General features: G+C 38.1%; 22 protein-coding genes. 11 read left to right on the top strand and 11 right to left on the bottom strand.

The features are described 5' to 3' along the window. Positions 1-16: 16 nt before the first annotated feature. Both AC6CH7_RS20305 and AC6CH7_RS20300 read right to left on the bottom strand, forming a co-directional pair. The gene (locus AC6CH7_RS20305; RefSeq protein WP_498264453.1) at positions 17-340 is read right to left on the bottom strand and encodes a YbjQ family protein; all 324 of its coding nucleotides are present in this window, start codon (positions 338-340) and stop codon (positions 17-19) included. A 43-nt stretch (positions 341-383) separates the two neighbouring features. Further along, on the bottom strand, positions 384-932 hold the full coding sequence (locus AC6CH7_RS20300; protein ID WP_498264452.1) for a 5' nucleotidase, NT5C type: 549 nt from the start codon (positions 930-932) through the stop codon (positions 384-386). Positions 933-1,063: 131 nt separating this feature from the next. Here AC6CH7_RS20300 and AC6CH7_RS20295 point away from each other — a divergent pair, with 131 nt between their 5' ends. From AC6CH7_RS20295 to trmD, 3 genes are all read left to right on the top strand, one after another. Further along, the gene (locus AC6CH7_RS20295) at positions 1,064-1,678 is read left to right on the top strand and encodes a 30S ribosomal protein S16 (RefSeq protein WP_498264451.1); all 615 of its coding nucleotides are present in this window, start codon (positions 1,064-1,066) and stop codon (positions 1,676-1,678) included. A 296-nt stretch (positions 1,679-1,974) separates the two neighbouring features. Next, positions 1,975-2,502 carry a ribosome maturation factor RimM gene (gene rimM, locus AC6CH7_RS20290; protein WP_498264450.1) on the top strand — a complete coding sequence of 176 codons (528 nt, stop codon included), beginning with the start codon at positions 1,975-1,977 and terminating at the stop codon, positions 2,500-2,502. A gap of 15 nt (positions 2,503-2,517) precedes the next feature. Beyond that, the gene (gene trmD, locus AC6CH7_RS20285) at positions 2,518-3,195 is read left to right on the top strand and encodes a tRNA (guanosine(37)-N1)-methyltransferase TrmD (protein ID WP_498264449.1); all 678 of its coding nucleotides are present in this window, start codon (positions 2,518-2,520) and stop codon (positions 3,193-3,195) included. A gap of 2 nt (positions 3,196-3,197) precedes the next feature. Here trmD and AC6CH7_RS20280 read toward each other — a convergent pair whose 3' ends face one another. Then, on the bottom strand, positions 3,198-3,551 hold the full coding sequence (locus AC6CH7_RS20280; RefSeq protein WP_498264448.1) for a hypothetical protein: 354 nt from the start codon (positions 3,549-3,551) through the stop codon (positions 3,198-3,200). Positions 3,552-4,517: 966 nt separating this feature from the next. On the opposite strand from AC6CH7_RS20280, the gene rplS reads away from it, so the two are divergent. From rplS to AC6CH7_RS20265, 3 genes are all read left to right on the top strand, one after another. Beyond that, positions 4,518-4,865: a 50S ribosomal protein L19 gene (rplS, locus tag AC6CH7_RS20275; protein ID WP_048908108.1), complete on the top strand. Its 348-nt coding sequence runs from the start codon at positions 4,518-4,520 to the stop codon at positions 4,863-4,865. Positions 4,866-5,113: 248 nt separating this feature from the next. Next, a complete protein-coding gene (locus AC6CH7_RS20270) occupies positions 5,114-6,340 on the top strand; it encodes a Glu/Leu/Phe/Val dehydrogenase dimerization domain-containing protein (protein ID WP_498264447.1) in 1,227 nt (408 codons plus the stop codon). A 3-nt stretch (positions 6,341-6,343) separates the two neighbouring features. Further along, positions 6,344-7,468 (top strand): mechanosensitive ion channel family protein, encoded by a 1,125-nt coding sequence (locus tag AC6CH7_RS20265; RefSeq protein WP_498264446.1) that lies wholly within the window; start codon positions 6,344-6,346, stop codon positions 7,466-7,468. 68 nt (positions 7,469-7,536) lie between these two features. On the opposite strand, the gene AC6CH7_RS20260 is transcribed toward AC6CH7_RS20265, so the two are convergent. Genes AC6CH7_RS20260 through AC6CH7_RS20250 form a run of 3 tightly spaced genes read right to left on the bottom strand, consistent with a single transcriptional unit; the run spans position 7,537 to position 11,011 of the window. Continuing rightward, a complete protein-coding gene (locus AC6CH7_RS20260) occupies positions 7,537-8,196 on the bottom strand; it encodes a phosphatidylserine decarboxylase family protein (RefSeq protein ID WP_498264445.1) in 660 nt (219 codons plus the stop codon). A gap of 46 nt (positions 8,197-8,242) precedes the next feature. Then, on the bottom strand, positions 8,243-8,800 hold the full coding sequence (gene hpt / locus AC6CH7_RS20255) for a hypoxanthine phosphoribosyltransferase (protein ID WP_498264444.1): 558 nt from the start codon (positions 8,798-8,800) through the stop codon (positions 8,243-8,245). Between the two features lie 33 nt (positions 8,801-8,833). After that, positions 8,834-11,011, bottom strand: a complete 2,178-nt coding sequence (locus AC6CH7_RS20250; RefSeq protein WP_498264443.1) for a transglycosylase domain-containing protein — start codon at positions 11,009-11,011, stop codon at positions 8,834-8,836. 161 nt (positions 11,012-11,172) lie between these two features. Here AC6CH7_RS20250 and AC6CH7_RS20245 point away from each other — a divergent pair, with 161 nt between their 5' ends. From AC6CH7_RS20245 to AC6CH7_RS20235, 3 genes are read left to right on the top strand one after another with little or no spacing between them, the layout of a single operon-like run. Further along, positions 11,173-12,249 carry an Mrp/NBP35 family ATP-binding protein gene (locus AC6CH7_RS20245; protein ID WP_498264442.1) on the top strand — a complete coding sequence of 359 codons (1,077 nt, stop codon included), beginning with the start codon at positions 11,173-11,175 and terminating at the stop codon, positions 12,247-12,249. A 37-nt stretch (positions 12,250-12,286) separates the two neighbouring features. After that, positions 12,287-12,532 carry a NifU family protein gene (locus AC6CH7_RS20240; RefSeq protein ID WP_048908103.1) on the top strand — a complete coding sequence of 82 codons (246 nt, stop codon included), beginning with the start codon at positions 12,287-12,289 and terminating at the stop codon, positions 12,530-12,532. Between the two features lie 54 nt (positions 12,533-12,586). Further along, on the top strand, positions 12,587-13,228 hold the full coding sequence (locus tag AC6CH7_RS20235; protein ID WP_498264441.1) for a peptidase associated/transthyretin-like domain-containing protein: 642 nt from the start codon (positions 12,587-12,589) through the stop codon (positions 13,226-13,228). On the opposite strand, the gene def is transcribed toward AC6CH7_RS20235, so the two are convergent. From def to AC6CH7_RS20210, 5 genes are read right to left on the bottom strand one after another with little or no spacing between them, the layout of a single operon-like run. Further along, on the bottom strand, positions 13,225-13,791 hold the full coding sequence (def, locus tag AC6CH7_RS20230) for a peptide deformylase (protein ID WP_498264440.1): 567 nt from the start codon (positions 13,789-13,791) through the stop codon (positions 13,225-13,227). The two genes, AC6CH7_RS20235 and def, sit on opposite strands and share 4 nt — an antisense overlap. An 18-nt stretch (positions 13,792-13,809) precedes the next feature. Continuing rightward, a complete protein-coding gene (locus AC6CH7_RS20225) occupies positions 13,810-15,039 on the bottom strand; it encodes a M16 family metallopeptidase (protein WP_498264439.1) in 1,230 nt (409 codons plus the stop codon). A gap of 36 nt (positions 15,040-15,075) precedes the next feature. Beyond that, positions 15,076-15,528: a hypothetical protein gene (locus AC6CH7_RS20220; protein WP_498264438.1), complete on the bottom strand. Its 453-nt coding sequence runs from the start codon at positions 15,526-15,528 to the stop codon at positions 15,076-15,078. A gap of 37 nt (positions 15,529-15,565) precedes the next feature. Next, positions 15,566-16,744: a hypothetical protein gene (locus AC6CH7_RS20215; protein WP_498264437.1), complete on the bottom strand. Its 1,179-nt coding sequence runs from the start codon at positions 16,742-16,744 to the stop codon at positions 15,566-15,568. Next, a complete protein-coding gene (locus AC6CH7_RS20210; protein WP_498264436.1) occupies positions 16,741-17,721 on the bottom strand; it encodes a DUF2157 domain-containing protein in 981 nt (326 codons plus the stop codon). The genes AC6CH7_RS20215 and AC6CH7_RS20210 overlap by 4 nt, the downstream gene beginning before the upstream one ends. A 140-nt stretch (positions 17,722-17,861) precedes the next feature. Between AC6CH7_RS20210 and htpG the strand changes: the two genes are divergently transcribed. Beyond that, entirely contained in the window at positions 17,862-19,751 is a 1,890-nt protein-coding gene (gene htpG / locus AC6CH7_RS20205; RefSeq protein WP_498264435.1) for a molecular chaperone HtpG, read from the top strand. Positions 19,752-19,929: 178 nt separating this feature from the next. Next, positions 19,930-20,634 (top strand): DUF4397 domain-containing protein, encoded by a 705-nt coding sequence (locus tag AC6CH7_RS20200; protein ID WP_498264434.1) that lies wholly within the window; start codon positions 19,930-19,932, stop codon positions 20,632-20,634. Positions 20,635-20,673: the final 39 nt, after the last annotated feature.

The following is a 20,673-nucleotide window of genomic DNA, read 5'->3' as shown; positions in this document are numbered from 1 at the left end:
ATTTAGGGCCTTTGTTTTATTCTTCTATTACTACTGCAGTTCCTGTTGCCGCAACCATTAACATGCTGCCGCCGCTACCTACTGTTTCATAATCTAAATCTACTCCGATTATGGCATTTGCACCCATTGCGGCTGCGTATTGCTGCATTTCATTAATTGCAGTGTTTTTGCCTTCTCTTAATACTTGTTCATACGATCCCGATCTGCCTCCAACGATGTCTCGTATTCCGGCAAAAAGATCTTTAAAAATATTGGCACCGATAATGGTTTCGCCACTTACAAGGCCTATGTATTTAACTACTTTTTTGCCTTCTACTGAATTGGTTGTTGTAATTAGCATCTTTTAATTGGTTTTTAGGTTTGATGATGATTTTGTGGATTTGTTACAGTAATTTATCCAGAACCTGTTGCCAGGTATCTACACGCTCGTAATCTTTTAACAGTAAGTTGTGTGGCGAAGAGAACAATAGTTTTCTGCCTTTAAAACCAATGAAATTTTTAGCTCTGTCATCAATCATTACATCTACGTCAACAATTTTATCTCCGCAGAACATGATGTTTTTCCAGGTAATAAAAGGAAAATGTTCTGCCAGCCAATCAAGCTTATCTTCAAGAGAGTTTCTAAATTCTGTTGCTGCAGAAACGATATATACATCGTGATGTTCCTGTAATTTTTTTACAGCTTCGACACTTCCCTCAATTAGCGGAAGGTCTCTAAAAAAGCCCTTTTCATTAATGTAATCGAACCATTTATTGTTAATATGCTCGGGCATATGGTGGTAAACTTCATTTCCCGGTTCAACAATCAAGTCGAGAGGGATTCCGTAATCCCTGTTATAAAGGTGTATAAATTTGTGTATCGGATCGGCTAAAACCTCGTCCATGTCAATGGCTATTCTCATTTGTATATCGTTTGCTTCAAATATCTTCAATTGGGGAGACAGTTATGTTAAATGAATTTAAAATTATTGCATCTTGTTAATCATTAGTATTTTACTTACTTTTGCAACCCCGCAAGCACGGAGCTCCGGGAACTATGTTGAATACATAAACTAAAAGAGAAATGGCAACTAAAATCAGATTGCAAAGATTCGGTAAAAAAGGTAAACCTTTTTTCCACGTTGTGGTGGCGGATTCCCGCTCACCAAGAGATGGTAAATTCATTGAGCGTTTAGGTTCTTACAACCCAAACACCAATCCAGCTACTATCGACCTTAACTTTGACAAAACTTTAGACTGGGTAAACAAAGGTGCTGAACCTACGGATACTTGTCGTGCTATCCTTTCTTACAAAGGTGTTTTATACAAAAAACACTTAGAAGGTGGTGTTAAAAAAGGGGCGTTAACTGCAGAACAAGCGGAAGCAAAATTTGCTGAATGGTTAAGCGCTAAAGATGGTAAAATTGAAGGTAAAAAAGACGGTCTAACTAAATCTAAAGATGAAGTTAGAAAAGCTGCTCTAGCTGCTGAAGCTAAGAAAAATGCTGACCGTGCCGCTGCCCTTGCAATTAAAAATGCACCGGTAGAGGAGGTTGTAGAAGAAGAAGTTGTTGAAGAAGCTCCAGTAGCTGAAGTGGCAACTGAAGAAGTTGTTGAAGAAGCTCCGGTAGCTGAGGCTGCAACTGAAGAAGCTCCTGCAGCAGAAGCTACAGAAGAAAGCAAAGAAGAAGAAGCATAGTATTTTTGTTATTCTGAATAATAGCGAAGAATCTTTTATATGATTTCTTCGCTATTTTTTTATTTAGGGTTTATGAAGGGCCTGCGCTGGAAATGCTAAAGTCTGCGTCGTGCGTCGTTATTACTAAAGCGTACGCTGTTATGCTAATACGCGCGTCATCTCGACGATAGGAGAAATGACGGTAACCTTAAGAACGGCAGCTTTAAAAGATAGCCTTGAGACACGGGCTTTAACGGGGCAATCTTTAGCTGTCAGCGCCAATCGTGGCTAATAAACCAAAAATTAATAATACACCAATGAAAATAGAAGAAGCATTTTATATAGGATACATTACCAAAACAAAGGGATTAAAGGGAGAGGTTCAGCTATTCTTTGAATATGATGAGCCTGAATTGTTAGAACTTGATGTAATTTTTGCTGATATAAATGGCAAAATGGTGCCTTTCTTTGTGTCGTCTTATAAGCTTCAGACTAATAATACCGGGAACTTCTATTTTGATGACATCGATCATATAGACAAAGCTCAGCCTCTTTTAAGAAAGAAAGTATACCTGCCTTTAACAAAAATGCCGGATCGTTCTGATGAAGATTTTCATTATAATGATCTAAAAGGCTTTGTTGTTTTTGACCAGACACATGGGGAGCTTGGCGAAATTATTGAAGTAAATGAATACCCTCAGCAATTTGTTGCAACGGTGGCGTACCAAGGCAAGGAAATCCTGTTTCCTTTGAATGATGACATGATTGTTGAGATTGATGAGGATGAAGGTACTATGCTTGTTGATTTGCCTGAAGGCTTATTAGACATATATATCAATCCTTAATTTTATCTTTGCACCATGCGTTTTGATATTATAACTGTTTTACCGGCTCTTTTGGATAGTCCTTTTGCCCACTCTATTTTGCAGCGTGCTCAAAAGAAAGGCATTGCTGAGATAGTGGTTCATAACCTTAGGGATTATGCCGCGAACAAGCAAAAAAGTGTAGACGATTATCCTTATGGTGGCGGTAGTGGTATGGTGATGTCTATTGAGCCTTTTGCCAGATGTATTGAAGGACTAAAGGCCGAACGTGATTACGATGAGGTAATTTTTATGAGCCCGGATGGGGTGACCTTTAACCAGACGATTGCAAATGAATTATCGGGCAAGGGGAACATTATGATTCTGTGTGGTCATTATAAGGGCATAGACCAGCGCGTAAGAGATTTATTTGTTACACGTGAGATTTCTATCGGGGATTATGTTTTGTCGGGAGGAGAGCTCCCCGCTGCCGTTTTGGTTGATGCTATTGTCAGGCTTATTCCTGGTGTTTTGAATGATGAAACATCGGCTTTGTCTGACAGTTTCCAGGGAGAGCTGCTGGATGCTCCTGTTTATACCAGGCCAGCTGATTGGAATGGGCATAAAGTTCCTGATGTGCTGCTAAGCGGTCACGAGGCTAAGATTAATGAATGGCGTCATGATCAGGCTTTAGCCAGAACACAACAAAGACGTCCTGATTTACTTGAAGATTAGTTTTATTTGCTCAGGAGCGAAATAATTTTATCCTTATCTTTTAATTGATCTTTCAATACGGTAAGCATCTCTTTGCAATTTTTCAAATTACTCTTTAGATCGGCGTACTCTGCTTTTTGATCGCCCACAAGGCTTTCTGTGATCTTGGTATTGTACGGGATTAGCGTGGTCTGAAAAAAGGTGGCGGGGGGCACTCCCAGTACCTTTGACAGCGTTATAATATCATTATATTTTATTGATCCCCTTGTTAAACTCAGCTTCAGGCCATCAAAGGTTTTGTCCATTTCTTGAGCGAGCCAGGTCATTGATCTGCCTTTTTCTTTGAGTAGCTCATCGACTATTCGCTTTAATATCATAAAAAATTTTGTATAAATTTGGCTGACACTTAAAATATTTAGTATAAGTATGCTATAAAGTTATGAATAGCAAAGCGTTTTTTTTGATAAAAATACAAAAATAAGTACACCCAAATTAAACTAACGTAAGTATGAGAAAAGTAAAGATCAGCGACAGTGCGCCGAGGAGGTACAAGATTAACGAGTGTTTGCTAAAAAGATCGATCGACCGCCATCGAGAAGCGATTAGAAAACTGCCTAAATCCTAAATATTTAGACCTCTCACTGAATAGACCTCATAATTATCGGGACATTCTTTATCAGTGATTCTCAGAATATCCCTCATGAAATTGTGGTTCTGTTTGAGCAATTGTTTAAGCTGAAGCCAGGGGGATTGCTGAACAAGCCAATAAGAGATAAAACGCTGGATGAGCGGATAAATACCGAACTACAGCAAAGTAGAAAATGATGTGTAGAATAAATTCAAAAAACTGATTAACTGACAAGATTATATCATGAAAGAACAAAAAAAAATATAAAATTGAGGAAGCCATAAGACAGTGCTAAAGGTTGTCCCACGTGAACTGGGAATCGCTTCTAATACTTTTCATAATTAGAGAAAGTTAAAAGGTACTGATAAGACTGATATTCCTTACGAAAGGGTAAGAAAACTGGAGATTATGTTTAACATGAAAATTGGAGCGCTGGCCAAATCAAAAAATTGCTGTGAGGACTTGAGCTTTTTGATAGCCGAATATCATAATACTGAATCTGTTAGCGCCTAGCGAGTAGGGCTGCATAGGAGCAATTTACAAGCACTTTGCGGACCGAATTATTTATCTGAAAAATGAGTAGATTTGCTTTTGAATATGTGGAAATAATAAAGAATGTGGAAAAAAATAAAAATCACTTTTATTTCTAAAATAAAATTCCTAATATTGCAGTCCGATTTTAAACAACAAAAAATCGGCTTAATAGCTTAAAATCATGGATTTAGTAAAATTTGTTGAAGAGCAGGTAATCGCAAAAAATGAGTTTCCTGCATTCAAATCAGGAGATACAGTGAGTGTTCACTATAAAATTCGCGAAGGTAATAAAGAACGTATTCAAATTTACCAAGGTGTAGTATTACAACGTAATAGCGTTGGTGCTAATGAAACGTTTACCGTTCGTAAAATGTCTAATGGTGTTGGTGTTGAACGTATCTTCCCGATAAATTCTCCAAACATCGCTAAAGTTGAAGTTAACAGCCACGGTAAAGTTCGCAGATCGAAATTATTCTATCTACGTGAATTAACTGGTAAAGCAGCTCGTATCAAATCTAAAAGAGTTTAATTTTTTTAGAAAAAGCATATTAACCTTCCCGATTGTATCGGGGAGGTTTTTTTGTTTGCCCCGAAACCACTCTGTTCCACATTAATTATTGCGATTTATCATTATTTTAATGACGTATCGTAAATGCATAGTTGCTTTTATTTAAGTTTGTTGTAACTAACTTATCTGGATTTAACTAAGCAAACCATTATACGCACTAAAGGTGTATTGGTGTTGTCAGTTTCATTCTGGAACTAACTGGAACATTGATGAAAGAACTATTAAAAAAATTTGAGGATAAACGACCTGAGATTGTCTTTGAGTGGAAAGACAAGGAGTCTGAAGCTGAAGGCTGGGTAGTCATTAATTCACTACGTGGCGGTGCTGCGGGCGGAGGTACCCGAATGCGCAAGGGGTTGGACAAGCGAGAGGTTGAGTCTTTAGCAAAAACAATGGAGGTGAAGTTTACCGTATCGGGGCCACCAATAGGCGGAGCCAAATCGGGAATTAATTTCGATCCTGCAGATCCAAGAAAAGCTCAGGTTCTTGAAAGGTGGTACAAGGCCGTAATGCCTTTGCTAAAAAGCTATTATGGCACCGGCGGCGATTTAAATATTGATGAAATTCATGAGGTTATCCCTATAACCGAAAATTATGGCTTATGGCATCCTCAGGAAGGGGTGATTAATGGGCATTATCAAGCCAGAGAGAATGAACGCATTCATCAGATTGGTCAGCTACGCTATGGTGTTTCAAAGGTTCTTGAAGATTTGAATTATACTCCGGATATTAAAAGAAAGTATAAGGTAGCGGATATGATTACAGGTTACGGGGTAGCAGCATCAATTGGCCATTTTTATAAGATCTGGGGAGGCGAGCTAGCGGGTAAGAAAGCAATTATTCAGGGTTGGGGTAATGTTGCTGCCGCTGCAGGATATTATCTTGCTCAAAATGGCGTAAAAATTGTTGGAATAATTGATCGTGTTGGTGGACTGATTAACACGAATGGCTTTACTACCGAAGAAATTATTGGACTGTTTAACAACAGGACGGGCAATACACTGATATCTCCTTCGTTGTTGTCTTTTGAAGAAGCGAACAAGGAGATCTGGAACATCGGGGCAGAAATATTTGTTCCTGCTGCTGCCTCTCGTCTGGTAAAGCAGGAAGAGGTAGATCAGTTGATAATTGGTGGCCTTGAAGTGATTGCCTGTGGCGCAAACGTTCCTTTTGCGGATAAAGAGATTTTCTTTGGCAGCATTATGGAGCATGCAGATAATCACGTTGCTGTGATTCCTGATTTTATTTCCAATTGCGGCATGGCCAGAGTATTTGCATATTTAATGCAAAGAAATGTAGAAATGAGTGACGATGCTATTTTTTCTGATGCATCTGATGTAATATATAAAGCAATGAGGGCTGTTTATAAGCACGATATAGCCAAAACCGGCTTGTCTAGAACAGCCTTTGAAATCGCACTAAAACAATTGGTATAAATTATGGATATTAATATTTTCGATCAGGTATTTTGGGGAAACACAGTAAAGCAATACTGTCTTTTTGGAGGGTTCATTTTATTGGGCCTGATTTTTAAAAGATTGGTATCTCGTCTGTTTAGTCTTTTGATTTTTACAGCATTTAAAAAATTCGCAGAAAATATTAAAGACGACACGTTTGTATCGCTGCTTTTAAAGCCTATCGAATCCTTTATTACATTTTGTGCGTTTTACCTTGCCGTAAATCAATTAAAATATCCTGTTGATGTTGTGATATGGCACAAAGCAAAAACTAAGCTTGAGGTGACTATAGGGGATTGTATTGATAAGATTTTTTTGTTCCTCATCATTCTATCTATATTCTGGATTATTTTAAGGATAATTGACTTTATAGCCCATGTTTTAAAGTATAAAGCATCCCTAACTAATAATAAGGCTGACGATCAGTTAATTCCATTTTTAAAGGAGCTAACAAAAACTTTGATCTGCTTTTTGGGCTTTTTTGTGCTGCTGGGCTTTGTTTTTGAAATCAACGTGCTAACATTAATTACGGGATTAGGTATTGGAGGTATAGCTATAGCCCTGGCGGCTAAAGAGAGTTTAGAGAATCTAATAGGCTCTTTTACGATATTTCTGGATAAGCCCTTTACTGTAGGGGATGTGGTTAAGGTTGATGGAATTGAGGGAACTATAGAAAAGGTTGGCTTTAGAAGCACCTGGCTGATAAGTCCGGATAAGACAACAATTGTTATCCCCAACAGGGCAATGATTGATGGAGTACTGGAAAATGTTACGTTAAGGAATTACAGAAGGGTGAATTTCCATATAGGAATAACTTATGAGACGAAGCGTGAGGATATTAAAAAGATTTTAGATGATATCAACACATTCTTGAAAAATGATTCTAATACCAGAGATGGCTATGCGACTTTTGATAATTTTGGTGATTTCGCCTTAAATATCCAGGTGGTATATCTTGTGATAAACATGGAATTTAGCCAGCATGTTAAGGTTAAGGAGGAGATTAATTTTAAGCTTATCGAGATAGTGGAGGCCCATAAATCGGGATTTGCCTATCCTACACAGCGCTCGGTAATGGATGCTCCTGCTATTGAAAATAAGGGATAAAAGAGGATTTGCAGCGTCATCTCGACGATGAGGAACCAGACAATTAGTATAAGCAAATAGTAAACTCTTTAAGAAAGTTCAGCCAAAACGGTAATACCGCCTTTTACAACCTCATCAAGTTCAAGATTAACTTTGGTGCCAATAGGTAAAAATATATCTACTCTTGAGCCAAATTTAATAAAGCCGAATTGTTCAGACTGCTCAACATTGTCGCCCTCTTTAACATACCAAACAATGCGTCGAGCAAGTGCACCGGCAATTTGTCTGAATAATACCGGCGTGCCATTCTTATGTTCTACCACAACGGTTGTACGCTCGTTTTCTGTTGATGATTTTGGGTTCCAAGCAGCCAGGTACTTGCCCGGATGGTATTTGAAGAATTTAACTACCCCGGAAATAGGGTTTCTGTTAATGTGCACGTTTACAGGGGACATAAATATGGATACCTGTAATCTTTTGTCTTTAAAATACTCACCTTCCTGAGTTTCTTCTATCACTACAACCTTGCCATCGGCAGGGCAAATTACCAGATGATCACCAGTTGTAAAGGTACGGCTGGGGTTTCTGAAGAACTGTAGTACAATAACAAACAGTGCGAAAGAAAAAATATAAATGAACCACCTTAACCAGGTAATGTCTGCAAATTTATAGTCAACAACTGCATTAATTATAAAGATGAAGAGTAGTGAAACGGCTATTGTGGTATATCCTTCTTTGTGTATGGTCATTCTTTTAGTAATATGTTTGATGCAAAATTGGGAAAAAAATATCGGATTACGGTAAAAGAGGGGCAACAGTTTTGGCTCTGTAGATATCAGTAAGGTTTCGTCCGAGACCATTATAGTCTAGTCCATAGCCCACAACAAATTCATTACTGAGCTCAAAGCCTACATATTCCAGTTCTTCAATTGGGCTCTTTAGTGCGGCTGGTTTTAATAACAGGGAACAAACTTTAACAGAGGCAGGGTTTTGCTTGTATACTTCGGCAAGAATATAGGTGAGGGTAAGTCCGGTATCAACAATGTCTTCAATCAGAATCACATCTCTATCCTTTAGGTCGTTAGGCAAACCAAAGGTCTCTCTGATGTTACCACTGCTTTCGGTACCCTCATAAGATGAAACCTTGATAAACCCGACTTCGCAGGATATGGTAATCTCTTTTAAAAGGTCGGCCATAAACAAAAAGCTTCCGTTCAAAACGCCAATAAATATAGGGCAGCGATCCTCGTAATCTACATTTATTTGAATGCCGATTAAGCGGGTTCGCTTCGCGATATTGTCATTTTGAATTAAGATTTCGAATTCTTTATCTTCTATTTGAATTGTGTTCATAGTTACTAGATTAACCAATAAGAGGGCGTATTATTAGTTCTCTTTTTTCTGCTTTTCGAGTTCTTCCTCCAGGGCCTTTTCTTTTCTTCGTTGCTCTCTTTTTTCTTCTCTTAGTTGTTTCCGGGTTTTCTTCACTGTATCAACAGTTATAGTCGGTTTTGAAACAGAATCTTTCTTTACTTCTCCGCCAAATAAGCGATCAAAAAGATTTTTAGAGGCATCGTGGGTTTCTATTGCAGGCAGAGGATCGTCATTGTCAAAAGCATTTGTATCAATGGTGGTCGTGTCAGGCAATAAATATTGTCTTAACCCTTCTCTAAGGTGTACGTTATAGAAGCCATATCCGCTGGTATCAGGAGGCGTTAACCCTCTTTTGGCCATAATGTTACCGATGTATTTAAAGTACGGATACATATAGTCCTTAAGGCCACCATCACCTCTGAATTTATATAGGGCTATTTTAGGTCGGGGAACTATATTCGCAAGGAATATGCCTTCTCCAATATTCAGGTCTGACGGTCTTTTTCCAAAATAATGTCTTGTAGCTTCACCAATACCATAAACATTCTGCCCCATTTCAATAATGTTAAAATAGACTTCAAGCATTCTGTTCTTGGTAATAAGGTGGTTGTTTTCTATAAGCCAAACGATTAATATTTCCTCTGCTTTACGTGCAAGCGTTTTTTGTCGACTTAAAAAAATGTTCTTAACCAATTGCATGGAAATGGTACTGCCACCACGAACAAACCTTTTCTCTTTAAAGTTTACCGCAAAAGATTTGCGAATTGATTCCTGAACGAATCCTTTGTGCGTAAAGAAAGAAGGGTCTTCGGAGGTTAATATTGCATTTTTGAAGTTGCTCGAAACCTGTGAGAGCGGTGTGTAATTAGGATTGGAAGGGCCTATCATGATATCCCGCATAGGCTTTCCGTGCTCGTATGGTGTATATACAAAGTCCTTGTTAATTTTTTGCAGGTTAGTTTTACCTAATTTTAAGATCTTGAAATTTGTAGGGGTTAAGCCGGAGTAAAATTTAACACTGTCTGGTAAAGAGCTGTCAAGATAAAAATCAAGATCGTACTTAAGCTTTCCACTCACTTTTAATCCTTCCAGCGATTCGAATAGCCCATGTGGAAAAGAGCTGAGAAGCTCTTGAGCATCTTGTTCCGGAGCACGAACTTTTACCTCATAGATCTTGTTAGGAGATAGTGTGTATTTTAAGTACGGGTGTATTGTCGCATTTTTTAAAAGAATTGTTGAAGAACTATCCAGAGCAAGGTAGTTTTCTCCGATAAGCATCTCCGCGTCAATCTTTGCATCAGGGACAACGATATCATTGGATGCAATTTTTGGATGATTGATAAGTAGGTTCTTTACCGACCAGGAGCCTTCTATTCTGAAAGCATCCCCGCTGTAGTCTGCATTTTTCATCTCTGTTCTGACGGTGTCAAAGCTAAACTTGGCATGCAGTTTATCATTAAGATATTGAAGTTGAACAGGGCTTTTATCTGCAAACAGCATCACATCCAGTTGTTTTTTTCCAGGCTTTAATTTTCCGGTTATATGCCAGGTTGCGTCTTTATCATTTACAAGTATTGTAGACGTTAGGTCGCCATCGTCTATTGTTGCAGTGGTAGTTAAGAACTTTAAATGGGCGGTGTCATTATCATTAACGGTTAACATCAGGTTTTTAACTTCCATGTTGTCCGGTATTTTATAAAGAAACTGATTGAGTAGGTTGTGGGCTAAATCACCAAGATCTACCTTAGATTTTTTTTCTGTACTATCTTTCTTTTTCCGTTTTAAAATGAAGTCGAGATTGCTAAGTGAATCTTTAAATACAATATTTATTTTGCCCGTATTTAGGGTAACCTCAGATAGCTTTACGTTGCCAACAATTAGAGGAAACAGCTTAACCCCTACAGTTAGATCATTGATGGTGGTTAAGGTATCTCTATCTTTAGGGACAATTGTAATATTGGTCATGTGAACAGTACTAAGACCACTAAAGCCAGCTGTTCCAATTTTAATATTCAGATTAAAGTCTTTGTCGGCTTTGGCAATTGCTTTGGCCATCATTGTCTTTAATAAAGCTTCCCTTTTGTTGTAAGCAATGGCACCAACCGTAATACAAACCACTAGAAAACAGCCTAAAACCCACGCTCCTATCTTTATGTATTTTTTAGGGATATTAATTTTTGGAAGATGCATGCTGTAGAATAAAATTTTTATTGCTAAACGTTAAATACAAATTTTTATTTCGTGTTAAAATTACACTAAAAACGCTAAAGTCAATTAAAATTATTCACCCATTTGCAATAATGTAACCAAGAGACATGAATGCTTGGGGAGTTTTAGTTAAATTTGTAACAATGATTATTAGCCCAGAACAAGTCCTTGCAGCCTTGAGAAATGTTGAAGACCCTGACCTTAAAAAAGATCTGGTGACTTTGAACATGATCAAAGATTTAAAAATAGAAGATAAGAACGTAAGTTTTACCTTAGAATTGACTACTCCTGCATGTCCTATGAAGGATATGCTTAAGAATGCCTGCCTTAACTCGATTAAACATTTTGTTAGCCAGGAGGCAGAGGTGACTATCAATATTACTTCGAGGGTAACCAAGCCAATGGATAGCACCCAGTTAAAAGACATCAGAAATATTATTCTGGTTTCATCTGGAAAAGGCGGCGTAGGAAAATCGACTATTGCAAGTAATCTTGCTGTGTCTTTAGCGGCTGACGGAGCAAAGGTTGGCTTGATAGATGCGGATATTTACGGGCCCTCTGTACCTACGATGTTTGATCTGGTTGGTGCAAAGCCAAGTGCCAGGGAAACCGAAGATGGTAAGACGCTTATCCTGCCAATTGAAAAATATGGTATAAAGTTGCTGTCGCTAGGTTTTTTTGCAGATCCTGATCAGCCAGTGCCCTGGCGCGGACCCATGGCTTCGAATGCAGTAAAGCAGTTGTTTAATGATGCTGATTGGGGTGAGCTTGATTACCTGATCGTAGATCTTCCTCCGGGTACCGGAGATATCCACATCACCATTACGCAGAGCTTTCCAATTACTGGAGCTGTTATTGTTACTACTCCTCAGCAGGTAGCTTTAGCTGATACCAGGAAAGGATTAGCTATGTTTAAAATGCCGGGCATAAATATTCCTGTTTTAGGAGTTGTCGAAAATATGGCTTATTTTACACCTGAAGAATTGCCAGAGAATAAGTATTATATCTTTGGTAAAGATGGAGGTAAAGAATTGGCAAAATCTTTTGATGTGCCGTTTTTAGGCGAAATTCCAATTGTACAAAGCATTGCAGAAGCGGGAGATAATGGTGCGCCCATCGCCTTAAATACAGAGAGCGTCCTTTCTGGAGCATTTGCAGAAATAGCAGGAAGAGTAGCTCAGCAAGTAGCTATAAATAATGCACAAACTGCTAATTGCTAAAAATTTACTATTTTTATACTTTAATAAAATATAACCAATGAATTTAACAGAACAAGTAGAGCAGGCACTAGAGACCATTCGTCCGTATTTAATAGCGGATGGTGGAGATGTTGCGATTGAAGAGATTACGCCGGAGAATGTAGTTAAATTAAAATTATTAGGTAACTGCGGATCCTGCAAAATGAGCTTTATGACGATGAAAGCGGGCATTGAACAAGCAATTATGAAGGCCGTGCCACAAATTACCTCAGTAGTAGCTATAAATTTAGCTGAACCAGTATAAACGATTTAACACTATTTAACTAGCCGTTTTACCAAATACAGCTAATTTTGTAACATGAAGTATTCGTTCACCTTAATATTGCTTCTTTTCGTTTCTTCGGTATTTGCACAGCAAATAACTACGGATAAGAAATTGATCCAATTTTCCGGAATTATTACCGATGTGGATAGTAATACTGTTGTGCCTTATGTTACGGTTACAAATTTATCAAACAAGGAGCAGCGTTATGCTGCCAATTATAAAGGATTCTTTTCTTTTATAGCCCATCCCGGAGATACAATTTTGTATACTGCGGTAGGTTATAAAGACTTGCTTTTACCTGTCCCGTCTGTAATTAATGACACAAAGTATACGGCTATGATTAAGCTGAAAGCCGAAATCATAAACCTTCCCACCGTTAGGGTTTATCCCTGGGCAACTGTGGAGGAATTCACGAGGGACTTTATGTCTATGAAGATCGCCGATGATGATTATGCCATTGCCGCTAAAAATCTGTCACAAGAAAGCCTGTCTGGATTAATGCAAACCCTTCCAAGAGATGGCGGCGAAATTCAGAGCACGAATTTCAGAACAAATCATGAAAGGTCGCTAAATAAGAACATGGTTCAGACGAATCCTTTGCTTAATCCATTTGCATGGGGTAAACTAATGCAGTCTATCTTTAAAGGAGATAAGAGCAGAAGCGCCGATAATTAGCGCTTTTTACCTTTGTGTTGATTAGGGAAACGCATCTTATAATCGGCCTTTATATTGCCTTTAGAAATTGCATCCAGCTTACTTTGAAGCATTCTTTTACGCAACAATCCTAATTTATCAGTAAATAAAGTGCCTTCTATATGATCATATTCGTGTTGAATCACACGCGCAGGCATGCCGGTAAACTCTTCGGTATGAAGCTCCCAATTCTCATCATAATATTCAATAAGAACATTTGGTTTACGGGTCACATCTTCTCTGATATCAGGAATACTTAAACATCCTTCATTAAAAGCCCATGGTTCTCCGGTTTCTTCCAGAATTTCAGCATTGATAAATACCTTTTTAAAACGGTTTTTATCTTTTTCATCAGCGCCAGTATCAATAACAAACAGACGTATTGGCAAGCCAATTTGAGGGGCTGCCAGGCCAACACCGCTTGCGTTATACATGGTGTCGAACATATTGGTGATTAGCTGTGCCAAATCCGGGTATGTCTCATCAATTGGAGCGCATACTTTTTTCAAAACCGGATCTCCGTATGCTACAATGGGTAACTTCATGCTACAAAAATACAAATATTACCCTAAAGGATAAAAAGTTAGGGCACTAAGATTACTTTCATCTAATATTTCATTGGTAATATTACCAATATCTGTTGTTGATACCGCTTGTATCTTGCTGAAAACGGTCTGGAGATCATCTATTTTATCATAGTCGATAAGGCTTTTGGCCATAGAAATAATGAGTCCGATTCGGTTTTCTTCGCCCAGGGCAATCTGTCCGATAAATTTATTCTTAGCTTTTTGGAGTTGTACTTCGCTGAAGTGATTATCGCGAAGCTTTTTCAATTCTTTAAAAATAAGCGCGCTTGCCTTATTTACTTTTTCCTTCTCGGTGCCAAAATAAAGGGTAAAAATACCCGTATCGCTTAATGGGCTATAGCCAGATTCAATGGTATAGGCAATTCCATACTTTTCTCTGATCTGAAGATTCAGGATAGAGCTCATGCCATTGCCCCCAAGTAGGTTATTTAATAATAACAGACCTGTTTTATAAGGGTGGTGTAAAGAGTATGCCTGAGAACCCAGCATTGCATGGGCCTGCTGGATTGGCTTATTGAATGTTTTAGTAACAACAGGAGCCTTTAGTGGGGCTTGTCTGGTTGATTTATGCAGGTTAGCCGGAATTTCCGAATAGTGTTTTGCGCCAGCTTTTACAACCTTATTTAAAGAATAATTGCCCAATACCGCAATTACCATCTTATCTGTATGATAGTTTTCTTTTATAAACTGATGAATGTCTTTCTGCGTAATTTTGCTTACGCTTTCTGTTGTCCCCAGTATATTACGCCCAAGTGCGTGTCCGGAAAATACCATGTCCTCAAAATCGTCATAAATAGCTTCTTCCGGCTGATCAAGGTAGGAGGCTATTTCATCCAATACCACACTTTTCTCTTTATCCATTTCATCTTCAGGAAATGTAGAATGAAAAACGATATCGTTAAAAAGCTCCAGGGTTCTGTCTAGATAAGGGTTTAGAAATGAAGCATGGATGCATGTATACTCTTTTGTTGTATAGGCATTTAAGTCTGCGCCAACACTTTCAAGTCTGTTTAGTATTTGATTTGTGCTGCGCTTTTCAGTACGTTTAAAGATCAGGTGCTCAATAAAATGGGCCAGTCCTGCATTTTCATCGCTCTCATCTCTGGAGCCACTATTTATAATGATACAGGCATGAGATATCGCTGATGCAGATGGTACATGAAGTATGCGGATGCCATTAGGCAAGGTGTGAACGTTGTATTCCATTAATTGTGCAAAGATACAGAGAAATATATCATGCAATTATAATTTTTCTGTGTCCGGATAGTTCAGGTTTAAGGCCTCAATAATAGCCTGCTTGTTTGGTCTTGCTGATACCAGTAGCATAAAGAAAACCACTCCCGCAATCAGAAACACGATGTTGCCACTTAGCAGAAACCCAACAATATTTAACAGCCCAGGGAGTTCAAAAAGGGCTGTGCGCATTAAAAAAGCAACTTGGTATTTATTGATCTTGTCGTCTGCAGAAAGTTCCTGAACATTAGATAACTGCTTTTTGAACAAGAATTGCCCTAATGCAATTGAAACAAGACCGGTCAAGGGAGATAGCGGAAAGAAAACATCATTCTGATTCAAATCGGCATCCAGGTAAAGACGATCTTTAACGGTTAGATACGAAGTGACTGCCATTAAAACGATGGCCAGGCAGAATGCAAGATGGATGGTTTGCATTGCTTTTAATTTCGAAGAATTCATTTTTAAAGCATTATCTTAGCTCAAGATAACGATTTCTTTAGAAATTACCACTGGCGCCACCACCTCCAAAATCTCCGCCGCCAAACCTGGTATTGTCGCCCTGAGGCTGGGTGCCAGAGAAAGTTTCAGATACAATGAGCGATTCTACTTTTAATTTATCCATAAAATTGTCGTCCTCTAAATCTTCATAAGTGAAGCCGTGTTTAGGTGTTCTAAGGTATTTCATTACCGTATAACAAATCCCCAAAAGGATGATCCCGGCAATGCTAAGTACGCCTTCAATTGGCATGAGATGATAGTAGTTTCTGAAAGTAAATGCTGCTGCCGCTATCAGGATCAGGCCTGTTCGTAATATGATTACGTCTTTGTTTTTTATTCCAATCCCTAAATAAATAAAAGGGATAAGGATCGTCCATGCCCAGAAGAAAAATCCAAAAGGAACAGGAGCCGGTTCGGCGCTATTGTAAATGACTTCGCTAGCGGGGCTAAACGATTGTACCACATAGTAATTGCCTGCCAGATATAAAACAAGCAAACTTACAATCTGTAGTGTATACAAGCAGTTGGTGTAATAGAGGGTAGTTTTTTTTCCAACGCTCCGCCTGGATAGAAAATAAATTCCTGAACAAACAATTATCATTAAAAAGGGCATGGTTGCCATCCCCCATGAAAAAAGGTCTTTCCAAACAAAAAAGATAGTGGCAATAAGCGCGAAAAGGCCTATGGCTGTCATTAACATATCTGTAAAGCGGAGTGCATAGTACAGGGCCAATAAACATAGAAAGAATGAAATGCGTGAGTAAGGGAAATCACTGTTGACACCTGCTTGCAGTATAATAAATGCAGTTAAAAGTAATCCTCCTGAAATCCACATTAAGGCATCATCAACTCCTGATTTAAAGTGATTACTTTTTCTTACCATTACCTCCAGGGCTATATAGGTAATAATTCCATTAAATAAGGAAAAGCCCCATTTGTCAATAACATTCGTGTCGCTTACCATAAGCATTAGTAATCCAATAGAAAACGCAACAATAATACAGGTTAGAATAAACAGACCTATTCTGATAAAAATATTAGGAGAATAAAATCCTACAGGATATTTATTTTCTATTTTCTTTTGCTCCTGGATACTTATTGCCTCAGCTTTTCGGGCGCTTTGTGCTTCTTCTCTAATTAATAAATTAGCTAGCCAAATGTTGTTATAAATAATCATGCGGCCTTAATTTTCTTGTTGAGGTTAATTAATAGAAATATAATGCCAATTGCAGAGGCAATAAAATACATAAACGAGAGGGTCATTGATGCATCATCTTTCATCGCGAAAAGCCCCCTTACTACAAGGGTGCTAATGGCTATATAGGTATAAATAACAACCAGTAACAAGAAGTAGAAAGACTGATGTTTCATGGCATCTTTATAAATGTGGAAGGCTAAAGCAAACAGGGCAACCATGAATAGAAACGAAGTTCCTGAGTCGTAATAAAAGAAGTAGCCTGCTAATAGCGATATAAAGGAAAGGTGTACACCGAAATGCTGGTAAGTAAACCTGAAGTGCTTTTTAAAGTTAAAATAAACAGTCAGGTAAGCAGCAAGAAGTAATAATAATCCAAGAAACAGGTAAGTGAATATAACGGTCTGGCTATTAAAGTCGGCGTTTAATAACAATTGTTTTGGGGTGACAGACACACCCATCCAAATGGCCAGATTAGTGATCCCCATTGCTAAAATACCCAGATGATCAAACTCATAGGCAATATAAAACAATGCAACCATTGGGATGAATGTTGCCATTCCGTAGTTCGTGCTAAATACGGTGTACTGGAATTGTAAATAACCGACAAATGATAAAAAGCTAAGACAGCCCAGAAGGAGGATATAATCAAAAAATGAATTTGGAGATTTTATCAATCCTTTGCTAAAGGGCTTCTTGTTTTTAAAGCAGTAAAAAAAACAACCGGTACTGATGGCGGCAATGATCAATAAAATGACCTGATGGCCAATTGTGTCTATGTTTTTATAGATCAGAATCCCCAGTCCGGAACTTAACAGCATTACACCAAGGTAAAGCAAAGTTTTTACCTCCCAATGCAAGGAAAATAAGGTCGTTCGGGAGGCGTTTTGGACCTTTTCGAATGATTCTTCGGAAATACTGCCTTCTTCAAAAAGCTTTTTAAAAAGTTCAATGTTCATTGGCTGAGATGTTGATCATAGGATACTCAAGTATACAAAAAAGATGTCGTGTAAATGTTACTTACTGTCAATTTGACAACAAAAAGTAATTTGGAACATCCCTTGATAGTAAGCCTATGTACTTAAAAATGAGTTAACATATGAGCATAGAAGAAAAAGGAACGATATCCATTCACACGGAGAACATTTTCCCAATCATCAAGAAATTCCTATATTCCGATAACGAGATCTTTTTAAGAGAGCTTGTTTCAAATGCCGTTGATGCGGTACAAAAAATTAAACGCTTAGCAGCTCTTGGTCAGTATAGCGGAGAGCTGGGTAACCCTTTAGTTGAGGTTGCTGTTGACAAAGAAAAGAAGACCATTACCATTACCGATAACGGTTTGGGGATGACTGCCGAGGAGATCAAAAAATATATCAACCAGGTTGCATTTTCCGGAGCAAGTGAGTTTGTAGAGAAATTTAAAGACGCGAAAGACGCTAATGAGATCATTGGTAAGTTTGGTTTAGGCTTTTATTCGGCCTTTATGGTGTCTGATTTGGTAGAGATCCAGACGTTATCATATCAGGAAGGCGCAGCGCCGGCAAGATGGGTTTGTGATGGCAGCACCGAGTTTGAAATTACTGCAGGCAGCAAAACAACACGCGGTACTGAAATTATACTCCACATAAATGCAGAGTCTGAAGAGTTTTTAGACAACCATAAAATAGAAGAGATTCTTGATAAGTATGGTAAATTTTTGCCTGTACCAATTAAGTTTGGAACAAAAACAGTTCAGGAACCAGATGGTGAGGATGAAGAAGGAAAACCAAAAACTATAGGAGTAGAGGTTGACAATATTATTAATACAACTAATCCGATCTGGACTAAGGCACCTGCAGATTTGTCAGATGAAGACTATCTTGCATTTTACAAGCAGCTGTATCCATTTTCTGAAGATCCATTGTTTTGGATCCATTTGAATGTAGATTATCCTTTTAACTTAACGGGAGTATTGTACTTCCCTAAAGTGAAAAATGATTTTGATATGCAGCGCAATAAGATCAAGTTATTCTCGCGCCAGGTATTTATTACTGATGAGGTAAAAGATATTGTACCGGAGTTCTTAATGTTATTACATGGTGTTATTGACTCGCCAGATATTCCCTTGAACGTTTCAAGAAGCTTTTTACAGGCAGATAGTAACGTTAAAAAAATCAATAGCTACATCACTAAAAAGGTAGCTGATAAACTTCAGGAGCTGTTTAACAAGGACCGTAAAGGATATGAAGAAAAGTGGGGAGACATTGGTCTGTTCGTAAAATACGGAATGGTAAGTGAAGAGAAATTTAATGACAAAGCAAAAGATTTCGCATTACTAACAAACACCAAAAATGAAAACTTTACGCTTGATGAGTACCGTGAAAAAGTTAAAGATTTCCAAACCGATAAAAACGGACAGGTAGTTTATATCTATTCCAACGACCCTTCAAAACAAGATAGTTTTATTCAATCGGCCAACAAAAAGGATTACGATGTGTTGTTGATGAATTCTGCTATTGATAATCACTTTGTTAGCCACCTGGAGCAAAAGCTCGAAAAAACTGCTTTAAAACGTGTTGATTCAAGCGTTGCTGATAAATTAATTGAAAAAGGTGATGCTATTGAGTCTGTGCTTACTGAAGAACAAAGCAAAACAGTGTCGAGCATTTTTGAAAAAGCAATAACCAAACCGGGTATGCACGTAGAGGTAGTGGGCTTAAATCCGGATGAGTTACCTGTTACTGTAACCATGGATGAGTTTATGCGCCGGATGAAGGACATGGCTCAAATGGGTGGCGGAATGGGCTTCTATGGCAATATGCCCGACAGCTATAAGGTTGCCATTAATGGAAACCATAAATTGATTGGAAAGATCCTTAAAACAGATAATGAGGAAGAACAGAGCCTGCTTGCTAAACAAGCAGTGGATTTAGCTTTGCTTGCTCAGGGAATGTTAACAGGAGCAGAATTAACGGCTTTTGTAAGCAGAAGCGTTGAGCTGATCTAGGTTTTCAGATCTATAATATATTTATATCCCGCCATGAGCAATTCATGACGGGATTTTTATTTTTAATGCTGTTGTAGCGTTTTGACGATCAGAGTCGTTTTAGTGAAAAAAGTGTTAATGGCCATTAACCATTTATTTTATTAATCGTAAAAAACAACCCTTAAAAAGATAGTACATTATGGAAATTTCAAACAAATTTAAAGCGATATCGAAAACACTTATTGCTGCAGTTACCATCTCGGCAATATTGGTGTCTTGTTCAAAGGATAAGATAGACTATACACCACAACCGATATCTGCTATGGACGTTATCCATGCCTCTCCAACTACTGAAAAATTAGATTTTTATATTGGAGATACCAAGGTAAACAACGATGATTTTGCTTACACCAACAGAATTGACTACAAGCAAATTTATTCGGGAGAGAGAGAAGTAAAAATCACCAAAAAAGGATCTTCTACCAGCGTTTTAACAGAAAAATTAAAATTAGCTGATCAAATGGCATATTCACTTTTCATTATCGATTCATTTGATAAAGTAAAGTTCCTATTGGTTAAAGATTCTGTTACCATGCCAGGTGCCGGTAAAGCGAAACTTCGTTTCATAAACCTTAGTCCTGACGCTCCTGCATTAAGTTTATCAATAGTTGGAAAGGATGTGCCTGTGGCTACTAATAAACTATTTAAAGAATATAGTAACTTTGAAAGTGTTGATGCAGGTGATAAAGTATCATTTAAAGTTAAAGATGCTGCCGGTGCAGATGTTGCAACGTTGGTTGATCAAAAAATTGAGAACGGAAAAGTTTATACCATTTGGGTAAAAGGACTTAAGGCCGCAACAACAGAAGAGATGAAGGTTGGAGCAGCTATTTTTACTCACTAAGAATAAGATTTAATAAGCCGGCCTGCAATTTAAGTCGGC

This window comes from Pedobacter sp. GQ55 (assembly GCF_059758925.1).
Note: the sequence above shows the minus strand (reverse complement) of the source record. Positions and strands in the feature narration are given on the sequence as shown.